The sequence below is a fragment of the Blautia sp. 2227st1_G12_2227SCRN_220401 genome, assembly GCF_039062885.1.
GTDB lineage: Bacteria > Bacillota > Clostridia > Lachnospirales > Lachnospiraceae > Blautia_A > Blautia_A fusiformis.
The window spans coordinates 81,038-98,320 of record NZ_JBCLNI010000013.1 but is presented as its reverse complement, the minus strand read 5'-3'; the positions used below and the strand labels follow the sequence as shown (position 1 = coordinate 98,320).

The following is a 17,283-nucleotide window of genomic DNA, read 5'->3' as shown; positions in this document are numbered from 1 at the left end:
TCCACCTCTCAAAACCTCAAAAACATCCCCGACTGCATCCACTCCCGGAGCGATGCCACCTTCCTCTGGCGTCCCTCGACCACATCCACCTCTCAAAACCTCAAAAAACATCCCCAACTGCATCCACTCCCGGGCCAATGCCACCTTCCTCTGGCGTCCCTCAACCACATCCACCTCTCAAAACCTCAAAAACATCCCCGACTGCATCCACTCCCGGAGCGATGCCACCTTTCTCTGGCATCCCTCAACCACATCCACCTAACAAAACCTCAAAAACACCCCCAACTACATCCACTCCCGGAGCGATGCCTCCTTCCTCTGGCGTCCCTCAACCACATCCACCTCTCAAAACCTCAAAAACATCCCCAACTGCATCCACTCCCGGAGCGATGCCACCTTCCTCTGGCGTCCCTCAACCACATCCACCTCTCAAAACCTCAAAAACATCCCCGACTTCATCCACTCCCGGAGCGATGCCGCCTTCCTCTGACGTCCCTCAACCACATCCACCCACAAAACCGCAAAAACATCCCCGACTGCATCCACTCCCGGGCCAATGTCACCTTCCTCTGGCGTCCCTCAACCACATCCACCTAACGAAACCTCAAACGTATCCCCGCCAGCCTCCAATGCTAAGAGCAGACGTCAAAAAAAATCTCTCGCACAGGCATGAGACTCCGGCATTCTCTTTCCCAGGTCTTCCGAAAAAAAATAAAATGTATTATACTTATTGACAAGCGGATAAAAACATCCGCCGCTGTTTAGGGCAAATATCACACAAAGGGAGGTTTTTATCATGGAATACAGACGTTTTGGAAACACGATCTATCTTCGTCTTGATCCGAAGGAAGAGATCCTGGAGGAGATCGGCAAGGTTGCAAAAAAAGAGAATATCCGCCTTGCACAGGTCACAGGCCTTGGCGCCATCAATGATTTCACTGCAGGCGTATACAACACAGTGACAAAGGAATACCACTCTATTCAGTTCCAGGGAGCGTTTGAGATCGTATCACTTACCGGTACCGTTACCCGCAAAGACGGTGACGTTTATCTTCATCTCCATATCGCAGCCGGTGACGAGGAAGGCCATGTACACGGCGGTCATCTGAACCGTGCCATCATCAGCGCTACTGCCGAGATCCAGATCCAGGTGATCGACGGAGAGATCGGCCGTGAGTTCAGTCAGGAGATCGGTCTGAATCTGTTTAAATTCTGATTTTGCCAGAGGGATTCCGGACACAGTCTACTGCTTTACAGTTTAAAAATTTCATCACACATAAAAAGGGTGAAACTACACAGCATAATGCTGTCAGCTCACCCTTTTCTTTAGCTTCAATATTGCCCTCTTCCGCAATATCTGCAATGCTGTCACTGCTGTCGCCAAACTCTTCCGCACTCTCTGTCGCGGTTCCGGCTTCCGCCAGCGGCATTTCCTCCTGTGCATAGGCCGTCACTGTTCCCGCTGACAGAGATGTGACTGTCACGGACGCCGCAAGCAGCCAGGCCATGATGGTACTCGTCTTTTTTCGCATACCTGTTCCTCCCTTTTCCTCTAATTCACTTTACAGTTTTCTGTAAAGCTGATATCACTGTGAATTTGCCTGATATTTTCTGTTCTGTCAACAAAGTGGATTTTAACAGAATCTGGTCAAACAGCTATTCGCAATTGAAGCAGAGGACTTCCCTGATTCACCGACATTTACATTGACAAATTCCCCTGTTATGATATACTTTGATGATAAAACTATTTTATATTAAAATCATTTAAAGAACGCAAATGAATGTGAGGATCTGATCATTATGAAGAATTTTAAAATCGGTGATAAACTTACAAGATTTCCCCTGATCCAGGGTGGAATGGGTGTCGGCATCAGCCTTGGCCGTCTGGCAGGCACCGTTGCAAAGGAAGGCGGGATCGGAATCATTTCCACCGCTCAGATCGGCTACCGGGAAAAGGATTTCGACCGGAATACCGAAGAAGCCAACCAGCGGGCTATCCTGTCCGAGATGAAAAAAGCACGCAGGATTTCTCCTGACGGTATCATCGGCTACAACATCATGGTTGCACTGAAGGAGTACGCATCTCATGTAAAAGCCGCTGTCCATGCCGGCGCTGACCTGATCATCTCCGGTGCAGGACTTCCTACAGAGCTCCCTGCTCTTGTCAGCGGAAGCAAAACAAAGATTGCCCCCATCGTCTCAACGGACAAATCTGCAAAGGTTATCCTGAAATACTGGGAAAGAAAGTACAAGCGCACTGCAGACCTTGTGGTGATCGAAGGTCCCCAGGCAGGCGGTCATCTGGGCTTCCACAAGGAAGAGCTGGATTCCTATACACCGGAAGCCTACGACAATGAGATCCGAAAGATCGTCCAGACTGTAAAAAGCTATGCCGCAAAATTCGGCACGGAAATCCCTGTAGTAGCTGCCGGCGGCATCGCCACGCACGAGGATGTAAAGCATGTCCTTGATCTTGGTGTGGACGGCGTTCAGGTCGCCACCCGTTTTATCCCAACGGAAGAATGTGACGCAGACATCCGGCTGAAAGAATCCCTGATCCACGCCGCAAAGGACGACATTGCCATTGTAAAAAGTCCGGTAGGTATGCCGGGACGTGCCATTATGAATCCCTTCATGCAGCACGTCATGGCCGGAGAAAAGATCCCGCACAGTCCCTGCCACCGCTGCCTTGCCAAATGTTCCCCCGGCGAGATCCCTTACTGCATTACAGACAAGCTGATCGCCGCCGTAAAGGGCGACGTGGAAAACGGCCTGCTGTTCTGCGGAGCAAAGGCCTATATGGCAGATAAGATCGAAACCGTGCACGATGTGATCGCTGATCTGTTTGACACAGAATCGGAGTGCATCCGGCTGTCATAAAGATAAACCTGCGCCGCTAGGCGCACCTAAACAAAAAGCCCCTGCTTTCATTGCTTTTCGCAGTGAAAACAGGGACTTTTAGTTTTTCTACCGGTTATCGATCTTTTCCGGGTACATGTCATGCTCTGTCAGACGTTTCCAGGCAATCTCCTCCCATCTGGTTCCGGCTTTTCCGTAATTGCAGTATGGATCAATGGAAATGCCGCCTCTCGGCGTAAATTTTCCCCAGACCTCAATGTATTTCGGATCCATGAGACGGATCAGATCCTTCATAATGATGTTCACGCAATCCTCATGAAAATCTCCGTGATTGCGGAAGCTGAAAAGATACAGCTTCAGAGATTTGCTCTCCACCATTTTTTCACCGGGTACGTAGGATATCGTGATCGTCGCGAAATCCGGCTGTCCGGTAATGGGACAAAGGCTTGTAAATTCCGGGCAGTTAAATTTTACAAAGTAATCGTTGTCCGGGTGCTTGTTCAAAAATGTTTCCAGTACCTCCGGAGCATAATTGTCCGGATATTTTACTTTCTGATTTCCGAGAAGGGTGATCCCTTCTTTTTCCAGGTTTTCTCTGCTCATATTTTTTTCCTTTCTATGGTCAAACGGATATTTATGATCCGATCTATCTGTCAAGTGCCGGATCCTTCACTCCATTGAGCCGGAATGCCTCTGCTCTGTCAATACAGGTTCCACACACACCGCAGGGCTTTTCGCCGCCTTCGTAACAGCTCCAGGTCAGTTCATAAGGAACATTCAGCTCCAGACCGGTTTTTACGACCTCTGCCTTTGTGCAGCTGACAAAAGGCGCCTCAACCTTCAGCTGGCCGCCGCTTCCCTGATAGATCGCCTCGTTGATCGCATTGTGAAACGCACTGCTGCAGTCCGGATATGCATTTCCGGCTGCATCATCCGCATGTGCTCCGTAATAGATCACACTGCAGTTTTTTGACAGCGCAATACTTGCTGCCGAGGAAAGAAATAATCCGTTCCGGAACGGCACATAGGTTGAAACCGGTGAGCCATCGGTTTCCTTCAGCTGCTCTGCATAGCTTTCGTGCGGGATCTCTCTGTTTGAATGCTTCAGCAGCGAGCAGTCACTGTACCGGAAGATCGGCTCCAGATCCAGATAAAGATGCTCCACTCCGTAATATTCTGCTGTTTTTCTGGCAGCCTCGATTTCTTTTGTGTGCTTCTGTCCGTAAGCTACTGTTAATGCAATTACATTCTCTTTTCCATATTTGTTTACGGCAAGCCCCAGGCAGGTGGTGGAATCCACACCGCCGCTTGCAAGTACAAGTGCTTTCATAGCGTTCTCCTTTTCTGCGGTATTTCTTGTTATATTGTGATATGTTTTCCTGTCATACTCCCCGTTTCTGCGGGTCCCAGATCACCTTATGAAGCTGGATCTGAAGCTTTACATCGTTGAGCTTTTTTTCCATAAGGAAATCCACGATCTCCACCGGCTGGATCCTGCCGAAAACAGGGCTGAAATAAACTGCCGTTTTTCCGACCAGCCTGTACTTTTCCAGGATTTCCAGAGCTTTTTCCATATCTCTGCGGCTGCTGACCACGAATTTCAGCGTATCCTCACTGCCCAGAAGCTCCAGATTGGAAAGGAGCATCTCTTTTTCCATGCCGCTGTCCGGTGCTTTATAATCCATGGTAAAGGACGGACGTTTTTTTAATATATGATAAGGCTTCAGATCTACGCTTCCATTGGTCTCAATCTCCACCCGCCGGAATGGATCCTCCAGGATTGCCTCGATCAGCTCCTCCATGCCTTTCCGTAAAAGTGGTTCCCCGCCTGTAAGTGTCACATTTTTTACGCCTGTTTCACGGATCCAGGAAAGAATCTCTTCTTCTGTCAGCCTTTCACTCTCACATCCCGGCTCATTTGCCCAGCTGGTATCACAATAGCTGCACTGAAGATTGCAGCCCTTAAACCGGATAAAAGCGGCAAGCTCTCCTGCCCGTCTGCCCTCTCCGTTGATGCTGACAAATTTCTCTACAACCTGATAGGTACTCATAGCCATACCGCCTCCGTTTCTTCTTCCGTTTCCCGGTAAGCTGCACAGTTATTTGGTGTTTCGTAAACAACAGCTCTTTTTACAGGATAGCCCTTTTCTTCCATTTTCCTGAAAAAATATTCTGAAAAATTCTCTGCTGTAGGGCGAAAGGGAACCTTCACCAGATGAAAGCCTTCCTCATCCAGTGCTTCCAGCGTTTTCGGACGTAATGTATTTTCTTCATAGATCAGCGTGTGATCCATGGAATCTGCCAGCTCCCGAAGATCCTTTTTCAGATCTCCGAAGTCTACCAGCATCCCTCGCCCCTGACCGTTTTTCTCCAGCTTCCGGCTTTCGATCTCAATCTCCACATGCCAGCGATGACCATGGATGTTGGAACATTTGCCGGTGTAACCGGACAGAAAGTGTGCCGAATCGAAATCTGCTTCTGTTTTTAACTGATACATAAATTTTTCCTCCTTCTGGATCTGTCACACCACCCGAATATTTCCATAAATAAAAAAAACCGGGATTCCCGGCCTTGATCCAGTTAAAGTAAAAAAAGGGCAGACCCGCCACGAGTCTGCCCTGATTCTCACATCTTCTTCAGCCCTGGTTTTATTTATAGACAGGATGGTACAAACGAACTGTCTTATATTTAATTTGTATGATATCCCGGCGATACTATCTCAAAAACTCAACTGTATCAGCTCCGGAACCACTGTAAATTTCCTGCGGAACTATCTTCTTCCGCAGCACTTCTTATATTTCTTACCGCTTCCGCACGGACACGGATCGTTGGGATAGATTTTTCTTGCAGATGCCGGCTGCATCGGCATTGCTGTCGGCACAAAGCTGTTCGGCATTGCAGTGTGCGGCTTGCCTGTGGCAAACGGCCATACTGCTCCTGAGATCTCATTCGGTGTGTAACCGCGGAATTCCAGCATTCTTGTGTTATTGTTTGCCTCCATGATCAGCTTTGTAAATTTCTCAAGCTGCTCATCGTTAAACTGGATCCCCTTCTGGTTCAGGTTTTCCATGATCGCTGACATTCTGCCATCCATGGAGCATTCTTTGTAAATAAAGAACAGTACCTGATCCTTCACTGCATCGGAAACCTTCATCTCATCCAGCAGGAATCTGCCCAGTCTCTGGTAAGAAGCAGATTTTGTCGGATAACCGTTTTCGGAATAATCCAGGATCTCATCTACTGACGGAATATAGAATTTCCGTCCGCCCTGACGTCTCTCGATATCCTTGTAGATGTTATTGACCAGTGCGGATTTCAGGATCAGCTGATCCTCCGCAAGCTCACAGATGCAGGCCTTCTCCGGAATGGTATGATACAGCTCGATGAAGCTGTCATATCCGATGTCAAAGCCTTTTCTCTGCTTAAACATCTCATATACGGTCTTTGCCGGTGCAGATACATACAGATAGCTTACCATAATAAGACAATCCTTCAGCCAGTTTACCTGGCTGCGAAGTGTCCGGAATTCCGGTGTATTGATCTGGTCGTAAACAGCTGCAACCTCTGCCGGAACTTCTGCGTAATCATCACTGTAGGAAACAAGGTAGCCCATATCGTTCAGCCGCTCTAATGTATTCCACTCATCCTCTGCAACATGGAAGCATTTTCTCTGAATAGCCGCCTCAAAAGCCAGTACCTCCTGATCGTCTGCTACGAGGAAGCTTGCTTTCATAACCTCCGGTTTAAGAACCTCTGCGGCAACCTTTGCGGCGATCTCTTCCTGCTCCATTCCCCTGCAGTGAAGTCCAAGCTCACCTGCAATGCTGAGAAGGTCTTCTTTACGATAGGACATGAGGAAATCTTTTACTGTAGGATTTCTTCTGCTGCCTGTGGCTGCCTCATCTGCTTTTGCAGCTCTGGCTGCTGCCTCTACTGCTGCTACTGTTGCAGCAATGTCTTCCGATGCTTTGGCTGTTTCCGCCTCTGTCTCAACTGCTGCAGTGCATCCCAGCTCCGGTGCCTCTGTCCAGTACGGATCATCCTCACCCTTTACTTCTTTTATAATAGAAGGAGCTTCTGCTGTTCCCTCGTCTTTCTTCTCAATATCAACTCTGTATTCCGGAGCTTCCTTATCCGCGCCATACTGACGGAAGGTAAACCATTTCTCGGAATCCATAAGCTCTGCAGTCTCTGTCTCGCCTGCATTTAATAATGTGAAATTATTCTTTGCTTCTCCGTCACCATTCTCACGGATCTGTACTTTTTTCTGAAAAAATTCAATCTCATATAGGCTGCCTGCCGGATACTGAACCAGTTTTTCAAGCATGGCTGCCATCTTTGCAAATGTAACGTCAGCCGCAACAGTACAGCGTCTCCATACCGGCGGTTTCGTTCCTTTTCTTGTGATTTTTAACTGATAAAACATTCCTGTGTTCCTCTCCTGTAAATATATGCCGGATCAGAAGATACGAATAACTCCTGATCCGGCGTAAGCAACTTCCCCTATGTTATACAAAAACGGAGAAATTGTCAATATTTGAGAGGCTTCTACAACACAATATCATATTTCTCAACCTGGATCACCGCATTTCCGTCACTGTGAAACAGGATCTCATCTGCTTCTACCGGTGTTGGGATCACGGTAGTCGCAGTTTTGCTTCCATCATTGATAAAAAGCTCTATGGAGCTTCGATCCAGGATAAAACGCAGCTTCAGATTTTGTCTGTCATCTGTGATCTGGAGCTTTCTTGTACATACAACATCACGCTGCACCCCGCTCCAGGTTCTGTCGATCTCCAGTATCTGTCTTTTTCGATCATAGGTAAAGACCGTTGTATATTCTTCATTGCGTGCAAGCTCGATCCGGAACTCATTGTACACATCCAATGCTTCCTGATTTGGATTTCCGGAGTTCCTGCTTCCATCCATGATGCCATCTGCGTTCTGCAGTTCCACAGTCAGATCGATCATTCGGCCACGGACGCCTTCAAGGCTTAAGCTCTCACCCACTTTTACATTCTCATAACAGCAACGGTTTTTCCGATAATTCTCAATTTCCCGGACCGGCTTCTGCCAGATCTTTCCGTCACGATATTCCAGCTCTCTCGGAAGAGTCATCATTCCCTGCCATCTCTGCTTTTCCTTGATCACACAGCTATCCCAGGATTTCATCCAGGCGATCATCACTCTTCTTCCATCTGGAAGAAGGGTTGTCTGCGGCGCATAAAAATCAAGTCCGTAGTCCAGACTTACCGGTGCGTCTTTTTCAAATGTATGTTTTTCGCTGTCATAATCTCCCGTAAAATACAGGGAATTATGTCCATTATGAAACTCATACCCTTTTGCCCGCATATGCTGCGGAGAACAGATCAGCACATGTTTATCCCCGAGCGGAAAGAAATCGGGGCATTCCCACATAACGCCGATTTCTCCTGTGGAGTTCTCAGCAAGAATTGTTTCAAATTTCCATTCTTTCAGATCTTTACTGGAAAACAGAACTACCTGTCCCGGAATTTCTTCGCTGCGGCATCCTACGAGCATATGGTATGTTCCGTTATCTTCCCATACCTTCGGATCACGGAAATCAACTCTGCTGCATTTCTCCGGAAGCATATCCCCGGTGACTATCGGATTTTTCTCTACCTTTACATAATCTTTTCCGTCACCCCAGGCAAGGCACTGATTCTGCCGGACTTCTTCTTTTCCATCCGGCAGCTTTTCTGTTGTAACTCCTGTGTAGATCAAAGCCTGTTTTCCATCCGCTTCAATAGCACTTCCGGAAAAGCATCCCTCTCGATCATATTCCTGATCCGGTGCAAGCGCTGCAGGAAGCTGCTCCCATCTGATCATATCCTCCGTCACACTATGGCCCCAGTGCATAGGGCCCCAGTCACGGCTGTAAGGATGATACTGGTAAAAAAGATGTACCTTTCCTTTAAAAACAGAAAATCCATTGGGATCATTGATCCAGCCAACCGGTGCAGATACATGAAAGGCCGGTTTCTCTTCCTGCGGGATATTTTTTGCTTCCTCTATTTCATAAAGACGTGCTTTTTCAAGTTTTTCACTCATACTCTGCTCTCTCTTTCTTTTTTATGTTTCTGACCGGTATCTTTTTCTGTTTTTATTTCTCTGTCTCACTAAGAGACTTCTGATACTGGTCAAAATATTTCTGTTTGATTGCCAGATAATCAGACAGTCCATACTGCTCCATCTTTTTCAGATAGGAATCCCATTCTTTATCGATGCCGCCATTCAGGATCCAGTCTGCTTTTTTCTGTTCCGCATACTTCTTGATATCCGTGTCGTACTGAGATACCTTATTGGTATCATCAATACTCATAAATACATTCGGATACACATATTTACTGTTCATATCCTTAAGATATGTTTCATGCATATTGTCGAGACGCCATTTTGCATCTGCAGGCTCTGTTACATATACATCATAATAATCATTAAGAACTGCCAGCGGTCCGTTAACAGACTGTGCTTCACGAACCTCTACCGGAGATGCGTCTCCAAGATCCATATGCTTCAGCATCTGTCCACCTTCTGCATTTTCAGACATTTCAAAGATATTGAAGGAGTCTTTCTCACCATAAGTACCCCAGTTATTCTGCGGAGACTGGATCGGTGCATACATCTGATCGATCCATGCAGCTGCCAGTGCCGTGTCTCTGCAGCTTGTAGTCAGAACACATCTTCCTCTGTCAAAGCCACTGGTTTCACTGTTATTCTGTCTTGTGATATTTACAAGACCATCCGGACCGGCCAGCGCCGGGAGCATTACATAATCTTCATTGTTATCAATATTTGCAATATCCCAGGTGAAACACAGACCATATCTGTGGTTCTTACCTTTTGCAACATAAGTTGACCATTCCTGGGTAAAAGCCTCCGGATCCACCAGCTTTTCTTCTACCAACTGATGGAGCCACTGAATACCTTCTTTATAGCCTTCCTGTACAGTTGTATAAATAACGGTTCCATCATCTTTCACTGCAAAATGATCACCGGTGTCACCATATCCTTCTCCGAATCCGTTGATGAGAATTGCAGGATCCTGATCACCATTATTGATGATAAAGGACATCGGGATCACACCACCCTCAATGTTGAATTTCTTTTCCAGTTTATCTGCATTGTCGCGGAAAGCGACCAGAACCTGTTCCAGTTCCTCAGTTGTAGTCGGAACGTCCAGCTTCAGATAATCCAGCCATTTTTTATTAATGTAGGGAATATCTCCAATTGCCTGAATGGCTTCTTTCCCCGCACCAAGCTGCTCGATCCATGGGAAAGAATAAATATGTCCGTCCGGTGCTGTACACATTGTTCTGTATTCCGGGTATTTTTCAAATACAGCCTTAAGATTCGGCATGTATTTATCAATGAGATTTTCTACCGGAATAATGATTCCCTGTTTGGCATAACGAAGAAGATCATAATCACTCATCCCTGCGTTAAAAAGTCCATCCGGAAGATTTCCGAACTGTGCCAGCGCCAGATTTTTTTTGTCATCAAACTGATCCGATACAAAACAGGTCCAGTCAATGTGGACATTGGTCTGCTTTTCCAGTCTTTTAAAAATCGTTCTTTCATTAGGTTCCTGTGTAGATGTTGCAGGTGCACTGGTAATAAAAGACAGCTCTGCTTTTTCTTTCAGAGGAAAGGACACATCTTCCACCGGGATATCCGGATCTGTTTCTGCTTTCATGTGTTCTTTTCCATTTCCACATCCGGCACTGCATACCATTATAATTGCAGAAAGCCCGATTGCCAATAATGCTTTCATTCTTTTTTTCATCATTATCAACCTCCTGTCATCAGCCTTTTACAGAACCAACCATAATGCCCTGGTCAAAATATTTCTGGAAGAATGGATACATGATCAGAAGCGGTAAACTTGATACAATGATCGTAGCATATTTCAGAAGTTCCGCTACCTTTGCCATCTGTGCAGTACTCTGGATATCTGCGATCATTCCGGGCTGCGGTGTATTCTGTACAAGGATGGAACGAAGTACCAGCTGCAATGGCTGCAGTTTCGCATCATTCAAATAAATCATAGCGTCAAAATAACTGTTCCACATTCCTACAAAGGACCACAGTGCAAGCACTGCGATGATCGGTTTGCATACCGGCATCATAATCTTGAAAAAATGCTCGATTTCCGTGGCACCGTCAATGGCAGATGCCTCTCTGAGTTCCTTGGGGATAGACTGATAATAGGTTCTGGCAAGGATCATGTTCCAGACATTAAACGCACCCGGAAGCAGGATTGCCCAGATTGTATTTACCAGATGCAACTGATTGATCAGGATAAAAGTCGGGATCATTCCTCCACCGAAAAACATGGTAATGAGAAAAATAACATTGAAGAAATTTCTTCCCACAAATTCTTTCTTGGACATTGGATATGCTGCCAGCAGAGTTACCAGAACTGAAATAATGGTAAACACCAGGGAATAAAAAAATGAGTTTGCAAAGCCTCTCCAGATCATATTATTTTCAAGAACTCTGCGGTACGCATCGATCGTCCACTTCCGCACATCAAAGCTGATCCCCTGGCTGTTCAGCACATTCGGATCCATAAAGGATGCGATCACAACATATAAAAGCGGAACCAGAATGGAAAGTACAAATGCACCCAGAAGTACGTATCCGATTCCTAAAATGGCTTTATCAGATGCCGAATATTTCTTTTTCTTTGCTTTTGCCATAACAGCACCTCCTATAATCCCTCTCCGTCATTCAGTTTCTTGACTACCCAGTTTACAAAGATCAAAAGAATTACATTGATCACTGAATTAAACAGCCCCACTGCTGTAGAATATCCATAATCTCCATTCAGAAGACCGATTCTGTATACATAAGTAGAAAGAATCTCAGATGCAGGAAGGTTCATATCTGTCTGCAGTGCATATGCTTTTTCAAAACCAATGCTCATAATATTTCCGGCCTGAAGGATAAACTGGATCACAATGATGTTTTTAATAGCCGGAAGCTGTACATACCAGATCTGCTGCAGGATATTTGCACCATCCACCACTGCTGCCTCTTCCAGATCCTTACTTGCATTGGCAAGTGCTGCAGTATACATAATGGATGCCCATCCGGCTGTCTGCCAGATTCCGCTGGCTATGTAAATGGTACGAAATGCTGCCGGCATAGTCATCCAGTTGGCATCGGAACCGATCAGTTTATTCAGCGGACCTACCGGTGAAAGAAACATACGAACCATACCACAGAGTACGATAACGGAAATAAAATTCGGCGCATAGATCAGAAGCTGAATTTTTTTCCTGATCCCAGCTCTCCGGATCTGATTCAGAAGAAGTGCCAGGATGATCGGAATCGGAAATCCCCACAGTAGTCCGTAAATACTCAGTTTCAGAGTGTTCACAAGATAATTCATAAAATCCGGTGATGCCAGAAATCTCCGGAAGTATTCCAGTCCTACCCATTTGCTTCCAAATACACCATCAATGACATTGTAGTCCTCAAAAGCGATCAGTACGCCACCCATGGGCACGTATTTGAAGATGATCGTCAGAAGAAGTGCAGGCAGCAGAAAAAACACATACAGCTGCCAGTTCTTTTTCACATACTGAAGCTTTTCTGCAGCAGTTCTTTTTCCTGCCGGAACAGCTTTCGCAGAACCTTTTTTCATTCTCTTTTCCTCCCTTTTTTGTTCTTTCGTTCTTGTTTAGTAACCGGTAAAGTAACCGGTTACTTTATAATTTGATACTACTATATGACATAGCTTCTGTCAACCTTTTTTGTTAATTTATTCAAGAAAAGTTACCGGTAACTTAACTGGTTATTTTTTTATTGCTATTTAACGTCTGTATTGTTATACTTAATTACATCAATCCAATTATCTTGTACGGTCTGCAGATTTCTCTTATATGATCACATCTGCATTCCGTACCATAACTTTCTGCTGTTAAAAGGAGACTATTTTTTTATGGCTAAAAAACAGGTAACATTTGCCGATATTGCAGAATACACTGGTTTTTCCAAGACTACGATCTCCAGATATTTCAATCATCCGGATTCTCTGACCCTGGAAAATCAGGAAAAGATCGCAAAAGCCCTTGATGAGCTCGGCTACAGAAAAAACAAGCTTGCCAGGGTTCTTGCCAATGGAAAAAGCGAATTTGTAGGGATCATTGTCCCGAACCTTTATCTTCATTATTATTCCGAAATGCTGACACAGCTTCTTCGAAGTTACTCCGATTATCATTACAAATTTCTGGTTTTTGTCAGTGATGGCGGCCCGGAGAAAGAAATGCAGTATCTGGACGAGCTGATGGCTTATAAGATTGAAGGACTTATTGTTCTCAGCCATACTCTTTCCTCTGAAAAACTGGCTTCCTATAATATTCCTGTGATCGCCATTGAACGTGAAGCAGAACATATATGCAGCGTTACAACAGACAATTACATGGGCGGCATGCAGGCTACTTCTCTGCTGATACGTAATCAGTGTGATGTACTGATCCACATCAATGTCCATGTACCTGAGAATATTCCGGCTTATGACCGTATCCGTGCCTTTGAGGAAACATGCCGGGAATATCATGTTCCTTATGAACTGAACCTTAATGTTTCCGGTGATTCCTATCAGGAGCTTTTTGAACAGATGCGTGTGATCTTTCAGGATATTGACAGTAAATATTCCGGTCAGAAAAAAGGCATATTTTTATCCAATGATACTTACGCAAATATATTTCTCAATCTGATCTTCCAGAAATACAACTGTCTGCCGGATGAATATCAGATCATCGGATTCGATAATTCACCCATTGCTGCGGAGTCCATCATTCCGATCACTACTATTGGACAGCAGATTGATGTGATCGCACAGACTACCATGGAACTGCTTGTGGAACAGATGAACGAAATGAAGAAAAGAAAACCGGCACCGCTTCAAAAACCGATCCACAAAAAGATCACTCCGGTTCTGATACGACGACAGACAACCGGAGACTGAAAATACTTACAACATTTTTCCATATTCCATAACAACCCGTATATTCATGTACCGGAAACTTCATGCTATAATTCTGTGGAAAAATGTCAGATAACCATTACCGCCGGGAAATATTTTACAGGTTTCCCGGCATCTATAAATATCTATTCAGGGAGGAAATCATGAAAAAAGATCAGGAAATTTTTCAGGAACGTTTAAACCATCATCACGACGAGCTTCGATGGCTGTACACAGAGCTTTATCACAATGACGATATGTTTGCAGAGCTCTGCGACCAGATGTACCAGTATTTTACAGCACGCCGCCGCGCGCTCAAAAACCGCGACCTGGAAAGAGAAAAAAATCCGGACTGGTTCCGCCAGAAGGATATGCTTGGCATGATGCTCTACATTGACAATTTTGCCGGCAACATCAAGGGAGTTTCTGCCAAGCTTCCATATCTCAAGGAATGCAACGTGAACTGCCTTCATCTAATGCCGTTCCTGGATACCCCGAAGGGCCGTTCCGACGGTGGTTACGCAGTAGCCGACTTCCGCAAAGTCCGCCCGGACCTTGGTACTATGAAGGACCTGGCTGCCCTTGCAGATAAATGCCACAAAAACGGAATGAACCTGTGTATGGATTTTGTTATGAACCACACTTCCGAGGATCATGAGTGGGCCAAAAAAGCACGCCAGGGTGACGGCGAATATATGAGCCGTTACTTCTTCTACAACAACCGTGAGATCCCGGACGAGTACGAAAAGACCGTACCACAGGTATTCCCAACCACTGCTCCGGGGAACTTTACTTGGCTTCCGGATATCGGTCACTATGTCATGACTACCTTTTATCCGTACCAGTGGGATCTGAACTACGGCAATCCCCGTGTTTTCAATGAGATGATGTACAACTTCCTCTTCCTTGCAAACCAGGGAATGGACGTGATCCGTATCGATGCGGTTCCGTATATCTGGAAGGAACTGGGAACTCCTTGCCGTAACCTGAAGCAGGTGCATACGATCGTTCGTATGATGCGTATGATCGCCGAGATCGTCTGCCCAAGTGTCGTACTTCTGGGTGAGGTCGTTATGGAGCCGGAGAAGGTTGTTCCCTATTTCGGAACCGTAGAGAAACCGGAATGCCATATGCTTTACAATGTAACAACCATGGCTACAACCTGGAACAGCATTGCCACTCGTGATATCCGACTTCTGAAAAAACAGATGGATATTGTAAACAGCCTTCCGAAGCAGTACACCTTCCTGAATTATCTCCGCTGCCATGACGATATCGGCTGGGGACTTGATTTCGCCACTCTGAAAGACTGGGGCATGGATGAGCCATCTCATAAGCGTTACCTGAATGATTTCTTTACAGGAAAGCACCCGGGAAGCGACAGCCGCGGAGAGCTCTATAATGATGACCCGGTAACTCAGGATGCTCGTTTCTGCGGAACTACTGCTTCCATGTGCGGGATCGAGGCTGCTCTTTTTGAAAAAGATGACGAGAAGCTGAAAAGGGGTATCCGCGAGGATCTGATGCTTCACGCATATATGCTTACCCAGTCCGGGATCCCGATGCTTTACAGCTCCGATGAAATCGGACGTCTCAATGATTATTCCTATAAAGAGGATCCGGATAAGGCTGCAGATTCCCGCTATATCCACCGTGGTGCTTTCCAGTGGGAGCTTGCCGAAAAAAGAAACTCCAAATCCTCCGTTGAGGGACAGATCTTCCAGACTCTTAGCCGCATGGAGCAGATCCGCAGCCAGGAATCTGTTTTTGATAAGGACTGTGATGTATATACATACGATGTTCATGATGACAGCATTCTCTGCATCCTCCGCCAGAAAGGAAACGAACGTTTCATCGGAATCTTCAATTTCAGTGACAGTGAAAAAACTGCCTGGATGCAGGAGGAAGGAACCTTCCGCGATCTGATCACTGACCAGACACTGGAGCTTAAGGACGTGGAGCTTCCGGCTTATGGATTTATGTGGTGTAAGAGGATGTAACGTAACTGTTGCTCGGTAAATAAAAAAGACGTGGTCTTACGGGTCCACGTCTTTTTATTATGTTATATCTTTATTTTTTATAAGCTGTTCTGGTATTCAGAAATTACTTGCAGAGCTCCTCTGCCATTGCATCGATCTCTGCCACATTCTCATCGCTGAGGGAGGACATGATCTTTACATTGTTCTCAAGCCATGTGATATTTTTACTCTTCTCGAACATTCCTTTCATGACTTTAGCTGCAGTCGGTGCCCAGCTTCCGTTCTCAATGAGGCCGATGGTGCGGTTCTGGTAATTACGCTCTGTCAGGTTCTCGATGAATGTACGCATAAACGGGAATGCTTCTCCGTTGTATGTAATGCTGGCCAGTACCAGCTTGCCGTAGCGGAAAGCATCCTCCACTGCCTCTGCCATGTCTTCTCTTGCAAGATCGCAGACAACAACCTTCGGGCAGCCCTTTTCCTCCAGCTTCTGTGCAAGAAGCTCTGCTGCTTTCTTTGTATGTCCGTATACAGATGTGTAGGCGATCATTACTCCTTCACTCTCTACTTTATAAGAAGACCAGATATCATATTTCTCCAAATAATGTCCAAGATTTTCGGTAAGGATCGGTCCGTGAAGCGGGCAGATGGTCTGGATATCAAGAGTTGCTGCTGCCTTGAGAAGCTTCTGTACCTGCGGACCGTATTTTCCGACGATTCCGATATAGTAGCGACGTGCTTCGCAGTCCCAGTCCTCTTCTACATCAAGAGCTCCGAATTTGCCAAAGCCGTCTGCGGAAAACAGAACTTTGTCTGTGCTGTCATATGTAACCATAACCTCCGGCCAGTGAACCATCGGTGCAAATACAAAGGTAAGGACGTGTTTTCCAAGTGTCAGGATGTCACCGTTGGCTACAATATGTTTCTTTCCTTCCAGATCCATTCCACGGAAGAAATTCTCCATCATGGTAAAGGTCTTTGTGTTGGCAACAACAGTTGTATCCGGGTATGCTTTCATGAAATTCTCAATATTTGCTGCATGGTCCGGCTCCATATGCTGGACTACAAGATAATCCGGTTTCGCACCATCCAGAACCTCTGCAACTTTTCCCAGCCACTCTTCTGTGAAGCCGGCATCTACAGTGTCCATAACTGCGATCTTCTCATCTTTGATCACATAGGAGTTGTAGGACATTCCGTTTGGCACTACATACTGTCCCTCAAACAGGTCTACCTGATGATCGTTTACTCCTACATAATAAATATCATTTCCGATTTTCATTGTATTGAGTTCCTCCTTGGTCTGCTGTATTTTATATTTCCAATATTTCTGAAAATACTTTCTTATTGCTCTCATTTATTATATCATTGTTCGTACTGAAATCAATGTAGAATCTATAAATAAAAACAAACCTCTGCGCCTGGTAAAAGAACTATTTTCCCCTCTTT

Annotated in this window: 14 protein-coding genes and 1 pseudogene; 4 read left to right on the top strand and 11 right to left on the bottom strand. The window is 45.7% G+C overall.

Annotated features, from left to right (window positions below; all coding sequences use genetic code 11):
• Nucleotides 1-796 precede the first annotated feature (796 nt).
• Nucleotides 797-1,216, top strand: coding sequence for a PPC domain-containing DNA-binding protein (locus ABCM67_RS08690; protein WP_044962367.1), 420 nt, complete (start codon nucleotides 797-799; stop codon nucleotides 1,214-1,216).
• On the opposite strand, the gene ABCM67_RS08685 is transcribed toward ABCM67_RS08690, so the two are convergent.
• Complete coding sequence (locus tag ABCM67_RS08685) at nucleotides 1,206-1,532, bottom strand: hypothetical protein (RefSeq protein WP_342992748.1); 327 nt, start codon at nucleotides 1,530-1,532, stop codon at nucleotides 1,206-1,208. The two genes, ABCM67_RS08690 and ABCM67_RS08685, sit on opposite strands and share 11 nt — an antisense overlap.
• Before the next feature lie 268 nt (nucleotides 1,533-1,800).
• Between ABCM67_RS08685 and ABCM67_RS08680 the strand changes: the two genes are divergently transcribed.
• Nucleotides 1,801-2,880: a nitronate monooxygenase family protein gene (locus ABCM67_RS08680; RefSeq protein ID WP_118170140.1), complete on the top strand. Its 1,080-nt coding sequence runs from the start codon at nucleotides 1,801-1,803 to the stop codon at nucleotides 2,878-2,880.
• 87 nt (nucleotides 2,881-2,967) lie between these two features.
• Here the strand turns inward: ABCM67_RS08680 and queF are convergent, their stop codons facing one another.
• The 9 genes from queF to ABCM67_RS08635 all read right to left on the bottom strand — a co-directional run bounded on the left by queF (nucleotide 2,968) and on the right by ABCM67_RS08635 (nucleotide 12,532).
• Nucleotides 2,968-3,462: a preQ(1) synthase gene (queF, locus tag ABCM67_RS08675; protein WP_015526640.1), complete on the bottom strand. Its 495-nt coding sequence runs from the start codon at nucleotides 3,460-3,462 to the stop codon at nucleotides 2,968-2,970.
• A 43-nt stretch (nucleotides 3,463-3,505) separates the two neighbouring features.
• Entirely contained in the window at nucleotides 3,506-4,222 is a 717-nt protein-coding gene (gene queC, locus ABCM67_RS08670; protein ID WP_294409139.1) for a 7-cyano-7-deazaguanine synthase QueC, read from the bottom strand.
• A 19-nt stretch (nucleotides 4,223-4,241) separates the two neighbouring features.
• Nucleotides 4,242-4,910: a putative 7-carboxy-7-deazaguanine synthase QueE gene (gene queE, locus ABCM67_RS08665; protein WP_021976185.1), complete on the bottom strand. Its 669-nt coding sequence runs from the start codon at nucleotides 4,908-4,910 to the stop codon at nucleotides 4,242-4,244.
• A complete protein-coding gene (gene queD / locus ABCM67_RS08660) occupies nucleotides 4,907-5,356 on the bottom strand; it encodes a 6-carboxytetrahydropterin synthase QueD (protein ID WP_021976186.1) in 450 nt (149 codons plus the stop codon). Before queD ends, queE begins: the two co-directional genes overlap by 4 nt.
• A gap of 273 nt (nucleotides 5,357-5,629) precedes the next feature.
• Nucleotides 5,630-7,285, bottom strand: a complete 1,656-nt coding sequence (locus tag ABCM67_RS08655; protein WP_342992747.1) for an SEC-C metal-binding domain-containing protein — start codon at nucleotides 7,283-7,285, stop codon at nucleotides 5,630-5,632.
• 122 nt (nucleotides 7,286-7,407) lie between these two features.
• Entirely contained in the window at nucleotides 7,408-8,931 is a 1,524-nt protein-coding gene (locus ABCM67_RS08650; protein WP_147603683.1) for a glycoside hydrolase family 32 protein, read from the bottom strand.
• A 52-nt stretch (nucleotides 8,932-8,983) separates the two neighbouring features.
• On the bottom strand, nucleotides 8,984-10,666 hold the full coding sequence (locus ABCM67_RS08645; protein WP_147603704.1) for an ABC transporter substrate-binding protein: 1,683 nt from the start codon (nucleotides 10,664-10,666) through the stop codon (nucleotides 8,984-8,986).
• 19 nt (nucleotides 10,667-10,685) lie between these two features.
• Nucleotides 10,686-11,582: a carbohydrate ABC transporter permease gene (locus ABCM67_RS08640; RefSeq protein ID WP_015526648.1), complete on the bottom strand. Its 897-nt coding sequence runs from the start codon at nucleotides 11,580-11,582 to the stop codon at nucleotides 10,686-10,688.
• An 11-nt stretch (nucleotides 11,583-11,593) separates the two neighbouring features.
• On the bottom strand, nucleotides 11,594-12,532 hold the full coding sequence (locus ABCM67_RS08635) for an ABC transporter permease subunit (protein ID WP_015526649.1): 939 nt from the start codon (nucleotides 12,530-12,532) through the stop codon (nucleotides 11,594-11,596).
• Nucleotides 12,533-12,829: 297 nt separating this feature from the next.
• Here ABCM67_RS08635 and ABCM67_RS08630 point away from each other — a divergent pair, with 297 nt between their 5' ends.
• The gene (locus ABCM67_RS08630; RefSeq protein WP_059086410.1) at nucleotides 12,830-13,858 is read left to right on the top strand and encodes a substrate-binding domain-containing protein; all 1,029 of its coding nucleotides are present in this window, start codon (nucleotides 12,830-12,832) and stop codon (nucleotides 13,856-13,858) included.
• 161 nt (nucleotides 13,859-14,019) lie between these two features.
• Nucleotides 14,020-15,855, top strand: coding sequence for an amylosucrase (locus ABCM67_RS08625; protein ID WP_059086411.1), 1,836 nt, complete (start codon nucleotides 14,020-14,022; stop codon nucleotides 15,853-15,855).
• Nucleotides 15,856-15,961: 106 nt separating this feature from the next.
• On the opposite strand, the pseudogene ABCM67_RS08620 reads toward ABCM67_RS08625, so the two are convergent.
• Nucleotides 15,962-17,116 (bottom strand): annotated as a pseudogene (locus tag ABCM67_RS08620) (FprA family A-type flavoprotein); the annotation flags it as partial.
• Nucleotides 17,117-17,283: the final 167 nt, after the last annotated feature.